14 protein-coding genes, 1 other RNA gene and 1 pseudogene are annotated in these 16,899 nt (G+C 68.0%); 7 read left to right on the top strand and 9 right to left on the bottom strand.

Annotated elements, in window-relative coordinates; translation table 11 throughout:
• Nucleotides 1-319: 319 nt before the first annotated feature.
• On the top strand, nt 320-592 hold the full coding sequence (locus tag HCC78_RS28480; RefSeq protein ID WP_172332141.1) for a hypothetical protein: 273 nt from the start codon (nt 320-322) through the stop codon (nt 590-592).
• A 150-nt stretch (nt 593-742) separates the two neighbouring features.
• On the opposite strand, the gene HCC78_RS28485 is transcribed toward HCC78_RS28480, so the two are convergent.
• The 4 genes from HCC78_RS28485 to rpsB form a co-directional block, all read right to left on the bottom strand.
• A complete protein-coding gene (locus HCC78_RS28485) occupies nt 743-2,983 on the bottom strand; it encodes an ATP-binding protein (protein WP_371743952.1) in 2,241 nt (746 codons plus the stop codon).
• Nucleotides 2,984-3,161: 178 nt separating this feature from the next.
• On the bottom strand, nt 3,162-4,325 hold the full coding sequence (locus tag HCC78_RS28490) for an RsmB/NOP family class I SAM-dependent RNA methyltransferase (protein WP_172332142.1): 1,164 nt from the start codon (nt 4,323-4,325) through the stop codon (nt 3,162-3,164).
• Between the two features lie 78 nt (nt 4,326-4,403).
• Nucleotides 4,404-5,279, bottom strand: coding sequence for a translation elongation factor Ts (tsf, locus tag HCC78_RS28495; protein WP_172332143.1), 876 nt, complete (start codon nt 5,277-5,279; stop codon nt 4,404-4,406).
• Nucleotides 5,280-5,382: 103 nt separating this feature from the next.
• A complete protein-coding gene (gene rpsB, locus HCC78_RS28500) occupies nt 5,383-6,171 on the bottom strand; it encodes a 30S ribosomal protein S2 (RefSeq protein WP_172332144.1) in 789 nt (262 codons plus the stop codon).
• A 400-nt stretch (nt 6,172-6,571) separates the two neighbouring features.
• Here rpsB and HCC78_RS28505 point away from each other — a divergent pair, with 400 nt between their 5' ends.
• The 4 genes from HCC78_RS28505 to HCC78_RS28520 all read left to right on the top strand — a co-directional run bounded on the left by HCC78_RS28505 (nt 6,572) and on the right by HCC78_RS28520 (nt 9,840).
• Nucleotides 6,572-7,465, top strand: a complete 894-nt coding sequence (locus tag HCC78_RS28505; protein ID WP_172332145.1) for a PfkB family carbohydrate kinase — start codon at nt 6,572-6,574, stop codon at nt 7,463-7,465.
• Nucleotides 7,462-8,376 carry a pseudouridine-5'-phosphate glycosidase gene (locus tag HCC78_RS28510; RefSeq protein ID WP_172332146.1) on the top strand — a complete coding sequence of 305 codons (915 nt, stop codon included), beginning with the start codon at nt 7,462-7,464 and terminating at the stop codon, nt 8,374-8,376. Before HCC78_RS28505 ends, HCC78_RS28510 begins: the two co-directional genes overlap by 4 nt.
• Nucleotides 8,377-8,472: 96 nt before the next feature.
• Nucleotides 8,473-9,222 (top strand): DUF502 domain-containing protein, encoded by a 750-nt coding sequence (locus HCC78_RS28515; RefSeq protein WP_172332147.1) that lies wholly within the window; start codon nt 8,473-8,475, stop codon nt 9,220-9,222.
• A gap of 3 nt (nt 9,223-9,225) precedes the next feature.
• Complete coding sequence (locus HCC78_RS28520; protein ID WP_172332148.1) at nt 9,226-9,840, top strand: LysE/ArgO family amino acid transporter; 615 nt, start codon at nt 9,226-9,228, stop codon at nt 9,838-9,840.
• A gap of 90 nt (nt 9,841-9,930) precedes the next feature.
• Here HCC78_RS28520 and HCC78_RS28525 read toward each other — a convergent pair whose 3' ends face one another.
• From HCC78_RS28525 to HCC78_RS28545, 5 genes and pseudogenes are all read right to left on the bottom strand, one after another.
• Entirely contained in the window at nt 9,931-11,160 is a 1,230-nt protein-coding gene (locus HCC78_RS28525; protein WP_172332149.1) for a cyclopropane-fatty-acyl-phospholipid synthase family protein, read from the bottom strand.
• A 66-nt stretch (nt 11,161-11,226) separates the two neighbouring features.
• Nucleotides 11,227-12,642, bottom strand: coding sequence for a deoxyribodipyrimidine photo-lyase (locus HCC78_RS28530; protein ID WP_172332150.1), 1,416 nt, complete (start codon nt 12,640-12,642; stop codon nt 11,227-11,229).
• A gap of 59 nt (nt 12,643-12,701) precedes the next feature.
• Nucleotides 12,702-13,157, bottom strand: a pseudogene (locus HCC78_RS28535) (DinB family protein); the annotation flags it as partial.
• A gap of 67 nt (nt 13,158-13,224) precedes the next feature.
• Complete coding sequence (mbfA, locus tag HCC78_RS28540) at nt 13,225-14,202, bottom strand: iron exporter MbfA (protein ID WP_172332151.1); 978 nt, start codon at nt 14,200-14,202, stop codon at nt 13,225-13,227.
• Between the two features lie 104 nt (nt 14,203-14,306).
• On the bottom strand, nt 14,307-15,737 hold the full coding sequence (locus HCC78_RS28545; protein WP_172332152.1) for a sodium:alanine symporter family protein: 1,431 nt from the start codon (nt 15,735-15,737) through the stop codon (nt 14,307-14,309).
• A gap of 195 nt (nt 15,738-15,932) precedes the next feature.
• On the opposite strand from HCC78_RS28545, the gene ssrA reads away from it, so the two are divergent.
• Nucleotides 15,933-16,282: a transfer-messenger RNA gene (gene ssrA / locus HCC78_RS28550) on the top strand.
• 199 nt (nt 16,283-16,481) lie between these two features.
• The coding region (locus HCC78_RS28555; RefSeq protein ID WP_172332153.1) for a transposase at nt 16,482-16,899 on the top strand (418 nt) is incomplete at its 3' end.

A 16,899-nucleotide genomic window follows, 5' to 3' on the forward strand; every position in this document is an offset into this window, starting at 1 on the left:
CGAGGCGATTGCTCCGGTCGCACGCCGAAACCCCGCCAAGCTTCCGCAAGCTTGTCATGCCAAGGCGTCCAAGACAGGGAGTCGTGTAGTCTGCGGGTTCCGGCACATGCCCAGCCTACCCCCCAGGATTCAAATAAGAATCCCTTTCTCCCATCGGTGCAACAAGGCCGTCCGGCACCGTGCGGTGCCTTTCGCCCGCCTTAAGGCTTTGGCCGTACGATCCGACCCGTGCCGCAATCCGGAGCGAGAGCCGAGGACCAGGCACATTGACCCACATGCCTTGCGCCCTCCGGCGCGGGCCGCGCGCAAGGAGCACTTCATGCCCGACAAGTTCGACAGCCATTCCCCGAGCCTGACCTCTCCGGCCAGCGCGGGAGCCCCCGTGACGCCGAGCGACAGCGCTTCGCTGCCGACGCATTCGCGCGCCATTTTCGTCGGCGTGGGCGGGACCCTTGCCGTCGAGCTTGTCGACAGCGCGGCCGGAAGCGTGCTGACCATGCAGAATGTCCAGGCCGGGATGATCTATCCGTTGCGCGTGCGGAAGGTCCGGGCCACCGGCACGACGGCGGGCGGCATCATCTGCCTCTGGTAAGGTTCCCCCGCGGCCTCCCTGCCGCAGCACGCGCAGTGCCCACCGATCCGGATCGGCCCCCGCGATCCCCAGCCCCGCCCGCATCCGCGGCGGGGCTTTCCGCTCCGGGCATGCTGACACCGGCGCATGCTGCGCCGGGCCCGCACCGGATCAATGCATCCGGTTGTTGAACTGCGCCTGAACCGTCCGGGTCAGGTCATTCAGCGAGAACGGCTTCGGAAGGAAGACCGAATTCGGGATCCGGCTCTTGTGGTCGGCCAGGGCATCCTCGGCATATCCCGAGACGAAGACCACCCGCGTATCGGGGCGTTCCTTCAGCGCCTGGGTCACCCAGCTGGGCCCGTCCATTCCCGGCATCACCACATCGGTCACGAAGACATCGACCTCGAGATCGCGGTCCGAGAGCGTCTCCAGCGCCTCCTCGGCGCTCTCCGCCTCCAGCACCGTGTAGCCGCGCAGCCGGAGCGCCCGCGAGGCGAAGGCGCGGACCGGGGCTTCGTCCTCCACCAGCAGCACCACGCCCTCGGCCTGCGTCACGCGCTCCTGCTCCTCGGGCTTCGCGACCTCGGGCAGCGGCGGCTCCTTCAGGCGGTGGGAGGGGAAGTAGAGGATGAAGGTCGTGCCGATGCCGATCTCGCTTTCCACGAAGATGAAGCCGCCGGTCTGCTTGACGATGCCATAGGCCGTCGAGAGCCCCAGGCCCGTGCCCTCGCCGGTGCGCTTGGTGGTGTAGAACGGCTCGAACACCTTGGTCACCTTGTCCGGCGGAATGCCGATGCCGTGGTCGATGACCTTCACCACCGAATAGTCGCCCGCGGGAATGGCCGCGCGGTTGCGCTTGATCTCGCGGTCGAGCGTCTGCGCCTCGGTTTCGATGGTGATCTCGCCGCCCTCGGGCATCGCGTCGCGGGAATTCACCACGAGGTTCATGATCACCTGTTCCAGCTGCCGCTTGTCGGCGCGGATCGGCGCGAGATTGGGATCGTGGCGCAGCTTGAGCGTGATCTTCTCGCCGACCAGGCGGTTCAGCAGATGGGTCAGCTCGGAGAGCGCGTCGCGCAGGTCGACCATCTCGGGCTGGAGCGTCTGCTTGCGCGAAAAGGCCAGAAGCTGTCCCACCAGCGAGGCGGCGCGGTTGGTGTTCTGGTGGATCTGCACCAGGTCTCCATATTCCGGGTCGCCCTGGTCGTGCCGCAACAGCAGCAGGTCGCAATGGCCGGAGATCGCGGTCAGCAGGTTGTTGAAGTCATGCGCCACGCCGCCGGCCAGCTGGCCGATCGCCTGCATCTTCTGGCTCTGGACGAATTGCGCCTCCAGCGTCTTGAGCTCGGTTGCGTCGTTGAGCACCGCGATCAGGTCGGCTTCCTCGTGCTCGGGCAGCGGCTTCAGCGTCACCTGGACGAAGACATCCTTGGTCTGCTTGGTCACCTGCAGGAATTCCGAGCGGTTCAGGCCCCTCCCTTCGGTGGCATCCTGCAGCCAGTCGGTCACCGATCGGCCGAGCCCCGAGACCAGTTCCGACAGGCGGCGGCCCGACGGTATGTCATCCTCGAGCAGTTCGCGCGCGCCGCGGTTGGCCAGCACGATCTCGCCCTGGCTGTTGAGCTTGAGCAGCGGCACCGGAAGCGTCTCGAAAAGCCGCGTGTCGTCCGAGACCTGCGATGGGGCGACCGGCACCAGATAGACATCCTTGCCGATCTTGGTCTCGTTGAAGAAGACCTGCATCGGCAGCTGCCCGTCGATGGTCCGCACCATGTGGATCGAGCCGGAAGCCAGCGGCAGGTCGCCGAAAATCTGGTCGAGCCGGGAGACCTGGCGGTCGAGCAGCGCCTGCATCGCCCGGTTGGCGGAGACCACGAGGCCGGAACCCGAGAGCCGCATCACCGGGATGTCGAGCATGTCGAGCCCGGCCTCCTCCTGGGTGCAGGCTTCCTCGATCCGCCACAGGAAGCTGCCGTCGCCGCTGCGCAGGACGGAGACATGGACGATCCGGCCGAGCGCGGTGCGGGTTTCGCGGGCATGGCCGTGCAGGGTGGCGCGGGCCTGCAGTTCGGCCACGAAATTGGCGTGATCCGCCACGATTTCGCGCAGGAGCGGCGACAGCCGTCCGGTCTCCTCGGTGGGGTAGACCAACATCGCCTCCTCGTTGCGCCACAGGATGCGTCCCTGCATGTCCGTGGTGAAGGCCGGCACCGGGTCCCAGGACAGCATCCGCCGGACGGTCTCGAAGACCTCGCCGCTGATCCGCGCCTGCTGCGCCGCCAGCAGGAGCACGGCCAGCGCCAGCACGCAGAGCGTCGCCGCCGCGGTGCCGACCAGCATCCAGGTCGGGCTGGGATAGAGCCAGGCGGAAAGCAGGAAAAGCACGAGGCCGCCGAACAGCAGCGGCAAGGCTCCGCCCCGGACCCGGCTGCAGGCCTGCCGGAGCGGTCCGGGCATTTCGAGTGACGTGGCGCTCACCGCCCCCTCCGTTTCCGATTCATTCACGCCAGTTAGGCGCGCGAATGGTTAACGGCACCTTACAGGGAGCCTTGGCCGGAAAGGTTAACGGAACCTATCTCCGGAACATTTATTTGGCTTTGGCAAAAACCGCCGCAAAATAGCCGTCCGAACCCGCGTCAGGCAGGATGGAGGCTTGGGAAACTTCGGAAAATTCCGGATGCCGCGCCAGGAAGGCCGCCGCCTGGGCCGCGTTCTCCTCGTCGAAGACCGAACAGGTGGCATGGACGAGATGCCCGCCGGGACGGACCAGCTCCGCCGCCCGGTCGAGGATCTCGGCCTGCAGGGCCGTGACCTCCTCCAGATCGGCAGGAGAGAAGCGCCATTTCGCATCCGGCGCGCGCCGCCAGGTTCCCGACCCGGAACAGGGCACGTCGGCCAGCACCGTGTCGCAGGACGGCAGCTTGCCGCCCGGCGCGCAGACTGCGACATTCACCCCGGCCCGCTCCGCCCGCACCGGCAGGTCGGCCATGCGGCGGGGATGGGCGTCATGGGCATGGAACCGCCCCTTGACCCGCGCCGCCACCGCCAGCGTCTTGCCGCCGCCCCCGGCGCAGTAGTCCATCAGCGACTGCCCCGGCCCCAGCGGCACGAGATCCGAGACCCATTGCGATCCGGCATCCTGCAGCTCGAACAGCCCGTCCTGCCATTCGGCAAGCTGGGTCAGGCCGCGCGGCCGGCCCGGGGCGATCAGCGCCGAGGGGCTGCGCGGGTCGGGCTGCACCTCGATCCCCTGCCCCGCCAGCCGCTCCGCCAGGCCGGCGGCGGAGATCCGGGCCAGGTTGGCCCGCAGGCCGACCGGCGCCGCCTGGCCCTGCACGGCCCAGACAGGCTCCGCGCGCGGACCGAGCTGCGCGAGGCTGCGCTCCCAGATCCAGTCCGGGCAGTCGGCGGCCTCGGCCCCGGGCGCGGGCGCAAGCCCCGCCGCGGCCTCGGCGGCATCGAGCGGCGCCGGGGCGTGGCGCTCGCCCGTGAAGGCCGTCTCGGGCGCCTCGCCCGCGGCGCGCATCGCGCCGATCATCAGCCCGCGGCCGGTCTCAGCCCCGCCGAGCGCCGCCAGGCTGCGCTTGCGGCGCAGCGCGCCGAAGACATGGTCGCGGACCGCGGCGCGGTCCTTCGAGCCGGCATAGCGGTTTGTCCGCCCCCAGGTGGTCAGGACCTTCTCGGCGGGCTCGCCGGAGAGCACCCGGTCGAGGACCTCGATGGCGGCGGCGATGCGGGCGGCTGGGGTCACGGGACATTCTCCGGCGGAAAAGGAAAGGGGCCGGAGCCGCGCGCAGCGGTTCCGGCCCCCCGAAAGCGTCAGGACGGATCAGCCCTGGGCAGCCTTGGCGACTTCGGCAGCGAAGTCTTCCTCGACCTTCTCGATGCCTTCGCCGACCTCGACCCGGACGAAGCCGGTGATCTCGACGCCTGCTTCCTTGGCAGCCGCGCCGACGGTCAGGTCGGGGTTGATCACGAAGGCCTGGTTCAGCAGCGTGACCTCGGAGAAGAACTTCTTCATCCGGCCCTTGATCATGTTCTCGATGATGTTCTCGGGCTTGCCGGACTCGCGGGCCTGCTCGGTCAGGACGGCCTTCTCGCGCTCGACCAGGGACGGATCGATGTCGTCCTCGGAGAGCGATGCCGGGTTGATCGCGGCGACGTGCATCGCGACCTGGCGGCCGAAGGCTTCGTTGTCGCCGGTCAGGGCGACGAGAACGCCGATCTTGCCCATGCCGTCAGCGGCGGCGTTGTGCACGTAGGAGACGACCGATGCGCCTTCCAGCGTTTCCATCCGGCGCAGGGTCATGTTCTCGCCGATGGTGGCGATCTTGTCGGTCAGCGTGGCCTCGACGGACTTGCCGCCCAGGTCGGCCGCCTTCAGCGCCTCGACGTCGGACACGGTCAGGGCCGCGGCGGAGATCGCCTTGACCATCGACTGGAACTCGGCGTTCTTGGCGACGAAGTCGGTTTCGGAGTTCACCTCGACGGCGACGCCCTTGCCGCCTTCGACGGCGACGGCCACGAGGCCCTCGGCGGCGGTGCGGCCGGATTTCTTGGCGGCCTTGGCGAGGCCCTTGGTGCGCAGCCAGTCGACGGCGGCTTCCATGTCGCCGTCATTCTCGGTCAGCGCCTTCTTGGCGTCCATCATGCCCGCGCCGGTCTTGTCGCGAAGTTCCTTCACCAGTGCTGCGGTAATCGCCATGGTGCTCTCCTCGTTTTCGTCTGGGATCCCCGCGGACCTAGCCGCAGGTCATGTCATTTGTGTAACGGGGGCCAAGAGGCCCCCGCGACGGATCAGCCGTGGCTCAGCCTTCCGCGGGCTCTTCCGCGAGGGCCGGCTCTTCGGCCGCGCCGAGGTCTTCCTCGGCCAGGTCCTCGAACTCGCCCAGGTCGATGCCGGCCGCGCCCATCTGGGCGGTCATGCCGTCGAGCGCTGCGCGCGCGACCAGGTCGCAGTACAGGCCGATGGCGCGGGCGGCGTCATCGTTGCCCGGGATCACGTAGTCGACGCCTTCCGGCGAGCAGTTGGTGTCGACGACGGCGACGACCGGGATGCCCAGCTTCTTGGCTTCGAGGATCGCGAGGTCCTCTTTCTTGACGTCGATGATGAACAGCATGTCCGGCACGCCGCCCATTTCGCGGATCCCGCCGAGCGATGCCTGCAGCTTGGCCTGCTCGCGCTCCATGCCCAGGCGCTCTTTCTTGGTGAGGCCTTCGGCGCCCAGGGCCATCTGCTCGTCGATCGCCTTCAGGCGGTTGATCGACTGGGAGACGGTCTTCCAGTTGGTCAGCGTGCCGCCGAGCCAGCGGTGGTTCATGTAGTACTGCGCGCATTTCTCTGCGGCATCTGCGATCGGCTTCTGGGCCTGGCGCTTGGTGCCGACGAAGAGGACGCGGCCGCCCTTGGCGACGGTTTCCTTGACGGCCTGCAGAGCGGCGTCCAGCATCGGGACGGTCTGGGTCAGGTCGAGAATGTGGATGCCGTTGCGGTCGCCGTAGATGTACTCTGCCATCCGCGGGTTCCAGCGCTGGGTCTGGTGGCCGAAGTGCACGCCTGCTTCGAGCAGCTGGCGCATGGTGAAATCGACGCTCATGTCCTATCCTTTCCGGTTTGAGCCTTGGCGGGGTCTTGAGGGGCGGATGCCCCAACCGGTGGACCATACGGGGATGTCTCCCCCATAGGCCCGGACCCTGCCTGCGAGATAGCGGCGCCTATAGTGCGTCCGCAGGGAAGGTGCAAGCGGAATCCCCGGACGCGCCCCGGCACATGTCCCGGCGGGCCTGCGCGGCGCCATGATCCAAATGACGGTGCAGCGCGATTGGCGGCCATGCAACGGCCTTTCCCGCGCGGCGGGCGGAACGGCCGCCGCCGGACTGCGGGCCGTCCCGGGTGCCGGACGCCCGCCGAGCAGACGGGAAACAGTCGCGGACAAATGCGGACGGCCCTGCAGGAAAGCCTTGCAGTCCGGCCGCCTCCCGTTCAGATGATCGGCCATGATCCCGAACAGACATATCCTGTGCATCGGCTCGGCGCTCTGGGACACGATCGGACGCCATGACCACGTGATGGAGGCCGGGCACGACCGGCCCGGACGGATCCGCCGCGTGCCGGGCGGGGTCGCGCTGAACATCGCGGCCGCGCTGGCGCGGCTGGGCATGTTCCCGCAGGTGCTGACCGTGCTCGGCACCGATCCCGAGGGCGACACGCTGGCGCTGGCCTGCGCCGCGCTGGGGGTCGACCTGACGCTGGCGCTGCGCCGCCCCGACCTGCCGACCGACGCCTACATGGCCGTCGAGGGCGCCAACGGGCTGATCGCCGCCATCGCCGACGCGCATTCGCTGGAGGCGGCGGGCGACGCAATCCTCGCCCCGCTGGAGGACGGCACGCTGGGCAGCGCGGCAGCGCCCTATGGCGGGACCATCGCGCTGGACGGCAACCTGACCGCGGCGCTCCTTTCGGAGATCGCCGGCAGCCCGCTCTTCGCCGCCGCCGACCTGCGCATCGCCCCGGCAAGCCCGGGCAAGGCCGACCGGCTTAAGGCCTTCCTCGAGTCCGGACGCGGAACGCTCTATGTGAACCGCGAGGAGGCAAATCTCCTCTCCGGCTGCAACGCGCCCGATGCCGGGGGCGCCGCGCGCTGCCTGCTGAAGGCCGGGGCGGAACGCTGCATCGTGACCGACGGGGTCGGCGAGGCGGTGGACCTTTCGGCCACCAACTGCTACCGCGCCACTCCGCCCCTCGTCGAACCCAGGCGCGTCACCGGGGCGGGCGACACGCTGATGGCCGTCCATATCGCTGCCGAGCTCAAGGGCATGGGCCGGGGCGAGGCCCTGATGCACGCCACCCAATCCGCCGCCCGCTACGTTGCCGGAGAAGACATCGCATGACCCCCGACATCCGCTATTCCGCCGAAGTCGCTGCCGCCCGCCAGTTCGGCGGCCCGATCGTGGCGCTGGAAAGCACCATCATCACCCATGGCATGCCCTATCCGCGCAACCTGGAAACCGCCCGCGCGGTGGAAAACGACATCCGCGCCGCAGGCGCCGTTCCGGCCACCATCGCGGTGATCGACGGCCATCTGCATGTCGGGCTGGAAACCTCCCAGCTGGAGGCCCTGGCGCAGCGCTCGGACATCGCCAAGCTCAGCCGCGCCGACCTGCCCGTGGCGCTCGCCACCGGCATCTCCGGCGCCACCACCGTCGCCGCCACCATGATCGCCGCCCGCGCCGCCGGCATCCGCGTCTTCGCGACCGGCGGCATCGGCGGCGTGCACAAGGGCGCGGAGCTGAGCTTCGACATCTCCGCCGACCTGCAGGAACTCGCCCAGACCCCGGTCACCGTGGTCTGCGCCGGGGCAAAGGCGATCCTCGACCTGCCGAAGACGCTGGAAGTGCTCGAAACCCTCGGCGTGCCGGTCTTCGCCTACGGCCAGGACGCGCTGCCGGCCTTCTGGTCGCGCGACAGCGGCCTGGCCGCGCCGATGCGCGCCGACAATCCCGCGGACATCGCGGCCTCGGCGGCGATGCGCGCCGCGCTCGGCGTCCCCGGCGGACAGCTGGTGGCCAACCCCGTGCCCGAGGCCGACGAGATCCCCGGCGGGGAAATGGCGCCGGTGATCGCGCAGGCCACCGCAGAGGCCGCGGAACAGGGCATCCAGGGCAAGGCGGTGACGCCCTTCCTGCTCGGGCGCATCCTCGAACTGACCGCGGGGCGCTCGCTGGAGACCAATATCGCGCTGGTGCGCGCCAATGCCCGGCTCGCCGCGGCCATTGCCAAAGAATTCACCAGACTCGCCTGAACCCGCCGCGCATGCCCGTTTCGTGGGCAGCCGCCCATTGTGCGGCCCTGCCGCAGCCCCTAGATTTCGTCTGACGCGCCCTCAGGACCTCTGCAGATGCTCGAGCCTTTCGAAGACCCCAACACCCTCCACAAGCCGCGCAAGCACCGGATGCTGGCCAATCTCCGCGCCAGCTTCCTGACCGGGCTCGTGGTGATCGCGCCGATCGGGCTGACGCTCTACCTGATCTGGACCGTGGTCGGCTGGATCGACGGCTTCGTGCTGCCGCTGGTCCCGGCGCGGTTCAATCCCGAACAGTATATCGGCATCAACCTGCGCGGCGTCGGCGTCATCTTCTTCCTGCTGTTCACCATCGCGGTCGGCTGGATCGCAAAGGGCATCATCGGCCGCTCGCTGATCAATGCCGCCGAGGAGCTCGTCGGCCAGATGCCGGTGGTGCGCTCGATCTACAACGGGCTGAAGCAGATCGCCGAAACCGTCTTCGCGCAGCAGGACACCAGCTTCGACAAGGCCTGCATGATCGAATACCCGCGCAAGGGCTGCTGGGCACTCGGCTTCGTCTCCACGCCCGCCCGCGGCGAGATCAACCGGCGCGCGCCCTGCGACGACGACCTGCTGTCGATCTTCGTGCCGACCACGCCGAACCCGACCTCGGGCTTCCTGCTCTACCTGCCGCGGCGCGACGTGATCGAGCTGGACATGAGCGTCGAGGATGCCGCCAAGCTGGTGATCTCGGCCGGGCTGGTCTATCCGCCCGACCGCGGCGCCGCCCCTGCCCCGGCAGCGGATGACGGCGCGCTGGTGAAGATGCACGAGTCGGCGGTCGCGGCCCACCGCGCCTCCTGATCCATGTGGGCGGGAGCCGCGGCAACCGGCTTCGCCACCGGGCTCTCGCTGATCGTCGCGATCGGGGCGCAGAATGCCTTCGTCCTGCGGCAGGGGCTTCTGCAGTCGCATGTGCTGCCGCTGTGCCTGTTCTGCGCGCTCTCGGACGCGGTGCTGATCGCCGCCGGCGTGGCAGGCTTCGGCGCGCTGGTCCGCGCGCTCCCCTGGGTCCCCGGGGCCATGGCCGCGCTCGGCGCCGCGTTCCTGGTCGGCTATGCCCTGCTCCGGCTGCGCGACGCGGCGAAGGGCGGCCATGACCTGGCGATGCACGGGCGCAGCGCCAGCCTGCTCCCGACGCTGCTGACCGCCGCCGCCTTCACCTGGGCGAACCCGCATGTCTATCTCGACACGCTCGGCCTGATCGGCGCGGTCTCGACGCAATACGCGGGCCCGGCGAAGACCGCCTTCGCCCTCGGCGCCATCGCCGCTTCCTTCGCGTTCTTCTTCTCGCTGGGCTACGGCGCGCAATTCCTAGCGCCGCTGATGCGCAGCCCGCGCGCCTGGCGGCGGCTCGACATCCTGATCGCCGTCACCATGCTCATCCTCGCGGCGAACCTTGTCCACGGGCTCGCCGCGTGACATCTGCGCCCCCGGATCGCGCCCGCGATCCGGAGGGCCGGCCATCTGCTCCATGAAGGGAATGCGCGCCGCAAGGCGCGCTCCGCTGGTTCAGGCCCGCACGCGGACCGGCACCGGGTTCTCGATGGTGATCTGGGTCACGTCGCACACGCCGGCGGCGAACGAGGACGCGCAGGAGGTCAGGTAGAAATTCCACATCCGTCGGAACCGGTCGTCGAAGCCGAAGCGCGCGACCTCCTCCCAGGCGCCGTTGAAGCTCTCGTGCCAGCGCCGCAGCGTCTGCGAATAGCTCTCGCCGAATTCCATGCTCCGCGCCACCCGCAGCCCGGCCCGCTCGGCCTCCGCCCGCAGCACCGACGGGCTCGGCAGCATGCCGCCCGGGAAGATGTATTTCTGGATGAAATCCACGCTCTTGCGGTAGGTCTCGAAGCGGCGGTCCTCCACCGTGATCACCTGCAGCGTCGCCAGCCGCCCCGGCTTCAGACGCCGCCGCAGCACGTCGAAATAGACCGGCCAGTAGCGTTCGCCCACCGCCTCGAACATCTCGATCGAGGCCACCCCGTCATACAGACCGGTCTCGTCGCGGTAATCCTTCAGCTTGATCTCGACCAGCTCCGACAGCCCGGCCCGCGCGATCCGCGCCCGGGCGAATTCCGCCTGCCGCTCGGAAATCGTCAGACCGGTGACCCGCAGCCCGCGCTCCTTCGCCGCGTATTCGGCGAAGCCGCCCCAGCCGCAGCCGATTTCCAGAACGTGGTCGCCGGGCTGCACGCCGATCTGGTCGACCAGATGCGCGTATTTCGCGGTCTGGGCCGCCTCCATGCTTTCCTGGCCGGTGGAGAACAGCGCCGAGGAATAGGTCATCGTCCCGTCGAGCCAGAGCCCGTAGAATTCGTTGCCGAGATCGTAGTGATGGGCGATGTTCCGGCGGGCCTGGCGCTTCGAATTCGCCTGCAGCCGGAAGCGCAGCTGTTCCCAGAGCCGCACCAGCACCAGCCCCGGGAAGCCGTTGAGCAGCGCGTCATTGTCGGCATGGATGAAATCCATCAGCGCCTGCAGGTCGGGCGTCGTCCAGCCGCCCTCCATGTAGGCCTCGGCAAAGCCGACATCGCCGTCGCGCAGGATGCGCGAGAACAGGTCGCCGTCGTGGATGGCGATTTCCGCCACCGGCCCGGGCGCCGCGCCCTCGACGCGGAACACGCGCCCGTCCGGCAGCTCCACATCCAGCCGCCCGCTGTTGATGCCCTGTGCCTGGCTGAAGACCCGGGCAAAATACCGGGGAAGATCTGCCTGCCCCTCGACACTGGTGAGAATTGCCATCCCTGCTCCTCGCTCGGCCATATCGGAGGATACGGGCCCGCGCGGCCCGCAGATCATAAATTTCCGTTAAAAGTTCCGGCCTTGATAGGCCTCCAGCGCGATTTTCCGTCCCTCCTCCGGCGTGACCACCGGATCGGGATAGGAATCGGCCGCCGAAAGCCCCCAGGACAGCGGCGTGGCGCCGAAATAGGCAAGCGCGGTATCGGACGGATTGCGCTTGCCTTCTGCGATCCAGGCATCCGCGTAGCGCCGGTTGCGGTCGAACTTGTCGAGCTGCGTCACCGGGTTGAAGACCCGGAAATAGGGCGTCGCGTCGGGGCCGGAGCCTGCCGACCATTGCCAGCCGAGCGCGTTGGAGGCCGGGTCCCAGTCGGTCAGGCAGTCCTCGAACCATTTCAGCCCGACCCGCCAATGGGTCATCAGGTGCTTCGTCAGGTAGCTTGCCACGATCATCCGGCCGCGGTTGTGCATGGTGCCGGTCACCCACATCTCGCGCATCGCCGCGTCGACGAAGGGAATGCCGGTGCGGCCCCGCTGCCAGGCGCGGACCTTCTCCGTCACCTTCTCGTTCCAGGGGAAGGCCTTCCATTCCTCCCGCCAGTTGTCCGTCACGATATGCGGCGTGTGATAGGCGAGGTGATAGGCGAATTCGCGCCAGACCAGTTCCTTCAGGAACGTCTCCGCGCCTTTCGATCCCTCCTCGCGGCGGCGCAGCGCGGCATGCCAGCAGGTCAGCGGGCCGATCTCGCCCCAGGCCAGGTGCGGGCTCATCCGCGAAGTGCCGTCCTCGCCGGGAATGTCGCGCGCCGCATCGTAATTGTCCACCGGCCCGTCGAGGAACCAGCCGAGCCGCTCCGCGGCCTCGGCCTCTCCCACCCGCTGGTGGCTTTCGAGGATCGGCAGGGCGCGGCGCATGTCGGCACCGAGCGCCCAGTCCGCCAGCTTCTCCGTTTCCGGCCAGCTTTCCGGCGCGGGCCATTTCGATGGCGCGCGCTCCGGCTCCGGCAGCGCGGAATCGCGCACCGCCTTCCACATCGGAGTGAATACCTTGTAGAAGCCGCCGGTCTTGGTCTCGACCCGCCAGGGTTCGAACAGCAGGTGCCCGGCATGGCTCTTCGCCGCCAGCCCGGCCGCTTCGAGCCCGGATTTCACCGCCTTGTCGCGGGCGATGCAGTCCGGGTCGTAATGGCGCGACCACATCACCGTCCCTGCTCCGGTCTCTTCCGCCAGGCGCTTCAGGATCTCCAGCGGATCGCCCCTGCGCAGGATCAGCCGTCCGCCGATCTTCTCCAGCCCCTTTGCGAACCGCCCCAGCCCCAGCCCCCAGCGGAACCGCGGCGCGGCGCCGAAGCCTTCATGCAGCGGATCGAGGATCGCCACCGGGATCACCGGACCGCCCGCCGCGATGGCCGCGCGGAGGCAGGGATTGTCCGCCAGCCTCAGATCCTTCCGGACCCACCAGATCGCCGCCTTGCCCGTCATGTCCTGCTCCGCATGTCCTGCGACGTGGGAGCTAGCGCGCCGGGCGAAAGGTCAATGGCTCAGGCGTCGTCCGGCATCAGCGGCAGGCCGGTCGGTCCGGGACGCGCCCCGGCAGCGGCCAGCATTGCGTGGATCCGGCCGCGGTGATGGGTCTGGTGGTTGAAGATCTGCATGATGCAGAGGCCGCGCGGCCGCCGCATCCCGGAGCCGTCGCCGACCGAGGTCCAGACGAGGTCGCCCTCCAGATCCTCCGGCCGCGCGCCGTCCGCCCAGCCGAGGATCACTGCGTCCTGTGCCGCCCGCACCGCCTTGAACGCCGCCCAGTCCGCGCAGAGGAACGGCCTGTCCTTGAGCGCGACGTCCGGACGGGCGCACCGGCCGAAGCGCGACAGCCAGTTGAGGTCGCCCCAGAGCAGGTGGTTGAACGTGCCGAGGATCGAGCCGAACCACGCGCCTCGGTCCGCGCGCAGCGCCGCCTCCCGCAGGCCGTCCGCAGCCTCTGCCAGGCTGCGGTTCTGCCAGAGGTTTCAGCGCGCCATCAGGCGCATCCGGTCCGGGGTGACGACGGCTGCCCCGCCCATGTCAGGCGCCGCCGATCACGATCCCCGCGGCCAGCACCAGCCCGCCGCCGACCACGACCTGAAGCGCGGCGCGCAGGAAGGGGGTCTCCATGTACCGCTTCTGGATCCAGGCGATCGCCCAGAGCTCGCAGAAGACGACGATGAAGGCGATGATCGTCGCAGTCCAGAAATGCGGGATCAGGTAGGGCAGCGCATGGCCGAGCCCGCCCAGCGTGGTCATGACCCCCGAGGCGACGCCGCGCTTGAGCGGCGAGCCGCGTCCCGACAGCTGGCCGTCATCCGAGGCCGCCTCGGTGAAGCCCATCGAGATGCCCGCCCCGACCGACGCGGCAAGGCCGACGAGGAAGGTGCTCCAGGTGTCGCCGGTGGCAAAGGCGGCGGCGAAGATCGGCGCCAGCGTCGAGACCGAGCCGTCCATCAGCCCTGCCAGCCCCGGCTGCACCCAGGTCAGGACGAACTGGCGGTGCGCCGCGTCGTCCTCGGTCTCGCGGGTCTCGGGATCGAGATGCTCCTGCTCCAGCGACGCCGCCGAGCGGACATGGCCGGCCTCGGCCGCCGCGAGGTCGCCCATCAGCTTGCGGGTGGAGGCATCCTCCGACCGGCGCGCGGCCAGCGCGTAGAAGCGCTGCGCGTCGCGCTCCATGATTTTCGCCTGGGAGCGGATCTCCTCCAGCGACATGGTCTCGGCCAGCCAGACCGGGCGGCGGTTGTAGAAGCCCGTCACGTGCTCGCGGCGGATCAGCGGGATCACCTCGCCGAAGCGCGCGCGGAAGAGGTCGATCAGCATCTGGCGGTGCTGCGTCTCTTCGTCCGCCATGCCGTCGAACACCGCGGCAGAGGCTGGAAACTCCTCGCGCAGGTAGTCGGCATAGCCGCGGTAGATGCGTTCGTCATCCTCTTCCGAGGAGATGGCGAGCGCGATGATTTCCTTGTCAGAAAGGTCGGTGAACCGTTTCTTCGGCGCAGGGAAGATTCGCATGGCTGGTCTCCGGAGTTTGGAACGGTTCTAAACCAGAGCCCCTGCCCTCCCGCAAGCCTGCAAAATGGCCCCGGCGCATCTGTCACGCCGGGGCCACGGTTTCGTCAGGCGTCGTCCTTGGCGTCGGCCCAGGCGGCCTTGTCCAGCGCCAGGTCGGGGAACTGCTCTGGATCGAAGACCGGGGACTTCCCGGCCGCCAGCTGAGCACGGTAGTCGTTGAGCACGCGCATCGCCGTCGGGAATAGCATCGCCAGGGCCAGCAGGTTCACCAGCGCCAGAACCCCCATCATCGGGTCGGAGAAGCTGAACACGAACAGTGCGTTCGGCGCCGTCGCCCCGAGGAAGACGAGGAAGATCACCAGCGCCCGCAGGATGTGCAGCGACATCGGGCTGCCGGTCAGGAAGCTGAGCGCGTTTTCCCCCAGGTAGTAGTTGTAGATGATCGAGGAGAAGGCGAAGAGCAGCACCGCGAAGGTCAGGAAGTAGCTCGACCAGTCGCCGACATGGCTGGCCAGCGCCTGCTGGGTCAGCACCACCCCGTCCATGCCTTCGGCGCCCGGCTGGTAGACATCGCTGAGCAGGATCATGAAGGCCGTGCAGGAACAGATGATGATCGTGTCGATGAAGACCGAGAAGGACTGCACGATCCCCTGCGTCACCGGATGCGGCACATAGGCGACGGCGGCGACGTTCGGCGCGGAGCCGAGGCCCGCCTCGTTGGAGAACAGGCCGCGGCGCAAGCCTTGGGCGATTGCCGCGCCCATGCCGCCCGCCACCGCCTCGCGCAGGCCGAAGGCATTGGCGACGATGTCGACGATCATGCCCGGCACGTGCAGGATGTTGATCAGCACGACGACGATCGCCATGCCGAGATAGCCGATGGCCATGATCGGGATGATCACGTCGGCCACCTTGGCGATGCGCCGGATGCCGCCATAGACCACGAGACCCGCGATGGCGGCGAGGCCGATGCCGGTGTAGAGGCGTTTGAGGCCGAAGCTCTCCTCGAAGGCGCCCGCGACCGTGTTGCCCTGGAAGGCGTTGAAGCCGAGCGCGAAGGCGGCGATCAGGCAGACCGCGTAGACCACGGCGAGCCAGCGGAATTCCGGGCCGAGCCCGTGGACGATGTAGCGCGCGGGGCCGCCGCGATAAGTGCCGTCGGGCTGCGCCTCCTTGTAGGTCTGGGCGAGCACGCATTCGATCAGGCTGGTGGCCATGCCGACGAGCGCGATCATCCACATCCAGAACACCGCGCCGGGACCGCCGACGGTGATCGCCACGGCGACGCCCGCAATGTTGCCGCCGCCGACGCGGCCGCCAACCGAGACAAGCAGCGCCTCGCGCGACGAGACATGCCCGTGCTTGCCCGCTTCGGGGTCGCTCTTGAGCACGTCGAACATCTTCTTGAAGAAGCGGATCTGGACGAAACTGGAGACCAGCGTGAAGAACACGCCGAGCACCACGAGGAACGGGATCAGCGCCCAGCCCCATGTGAGGTCGTTTATCAGGTTGAAGAAGCTATCCAAAACACCCATGCGGGCACCTTCCCTGTTCTGTTCTGCCAGCGGATCACGGCCCATTCCGTACCGTTAACGAGTCATTAGCAACCCCGGCCGGGCGCTGCAGCGGAAATTTCAGCCATCGGCGAATTTTTTGGGCATTTTCCCGGCAACCGGGACAATGCTTGCTTTGCGGGCGCATTGCCGAAGCTGCGGGCCGTTTGCGGATTGCCCCTTGAACCGCGCCTCCGGCCGGCCTATCTTCTGCCTTGTCCTTCGGGACTATGGGCATAAACGCGCACGTAATAAGCGGATCGGACCCGGGGGCGGTACCCGGCGGCTCCACCAGACATCCCTTGTTGGGGGAAAATGGGGCCGAAATAGGATCGACGGACGTCTAAAGGTGTTAGCTTTGTCTCGGTGAGATACCACCGTTATCGGTTCGCTAAGCATAATTGCCAACAACAATCGTGCTCCGATGGCTCTCGCAGCGTAAGCTGTGCGAAACATCGAAATCTAAGCCCTTGCGCCTAGCAGCGTAAGGCGGGGTTCGCAGGTACCTGGCAACAGAAACCTGCACTTTCATTCTACAACATAACGTCTTGATATTACAATATTTTCTCTTTCCATTTTGCAAGGGTTTTGCAACCTTGGCTTCCTGAAGTTCCCGGAATTCCCTCAACACCTCCTGCCCGCTTGCCTTGCGATCTGCGTGGCGGGGCGTTGTTGCGCAAATCCAGAGGAATTCATCCTGTGAATCCAGCATGCTAGCTGTGCGGCATGAGCAGACCTCCCAAGACGACGTACAAGACCACCAACTGGCGTAGCTACAATCAGGCGCTGAAGCAGCGTGGATCGCTGACCGTCTGGTTCGATCCCTCCATGCAATGGGACGCGGTGCCTTCCGGGCGGCGCGGCCGCCAGCAGGCATTTAGCGACGCCGCAATCCAGGCTTGCCTGACCTTCAAGGTCCTTCTCGGGCTGCCCCTCCGCCAGGCCACCGGTTTCGTGGCGAGCTTGCTGGAGCTCTCCGGGCTGGACTGGTCGGTGCCGGATTTCAGCACCCTGTCCCGACGCCAGAAGACCCTGGACGTGACCATCCCGTATCGCGGTCCCAAGGGTCCGCTGCACTTGCTCGTCCCCTCTCGGGCATTGCTGCGCAATGCCCTGCCGGGCAGCGGACGGCACCGGCATCAAG

Source organism: Mangrovicoccus sp. HB161399, assembly GCF_013184745.1.
Taxonomy (GTDB): domain Bacteria; phylum Pseudomonadota; class Alphaproteobacteria; order Rhodobacterales; family Rhodobacteraceae; genus Mangrovicoccus.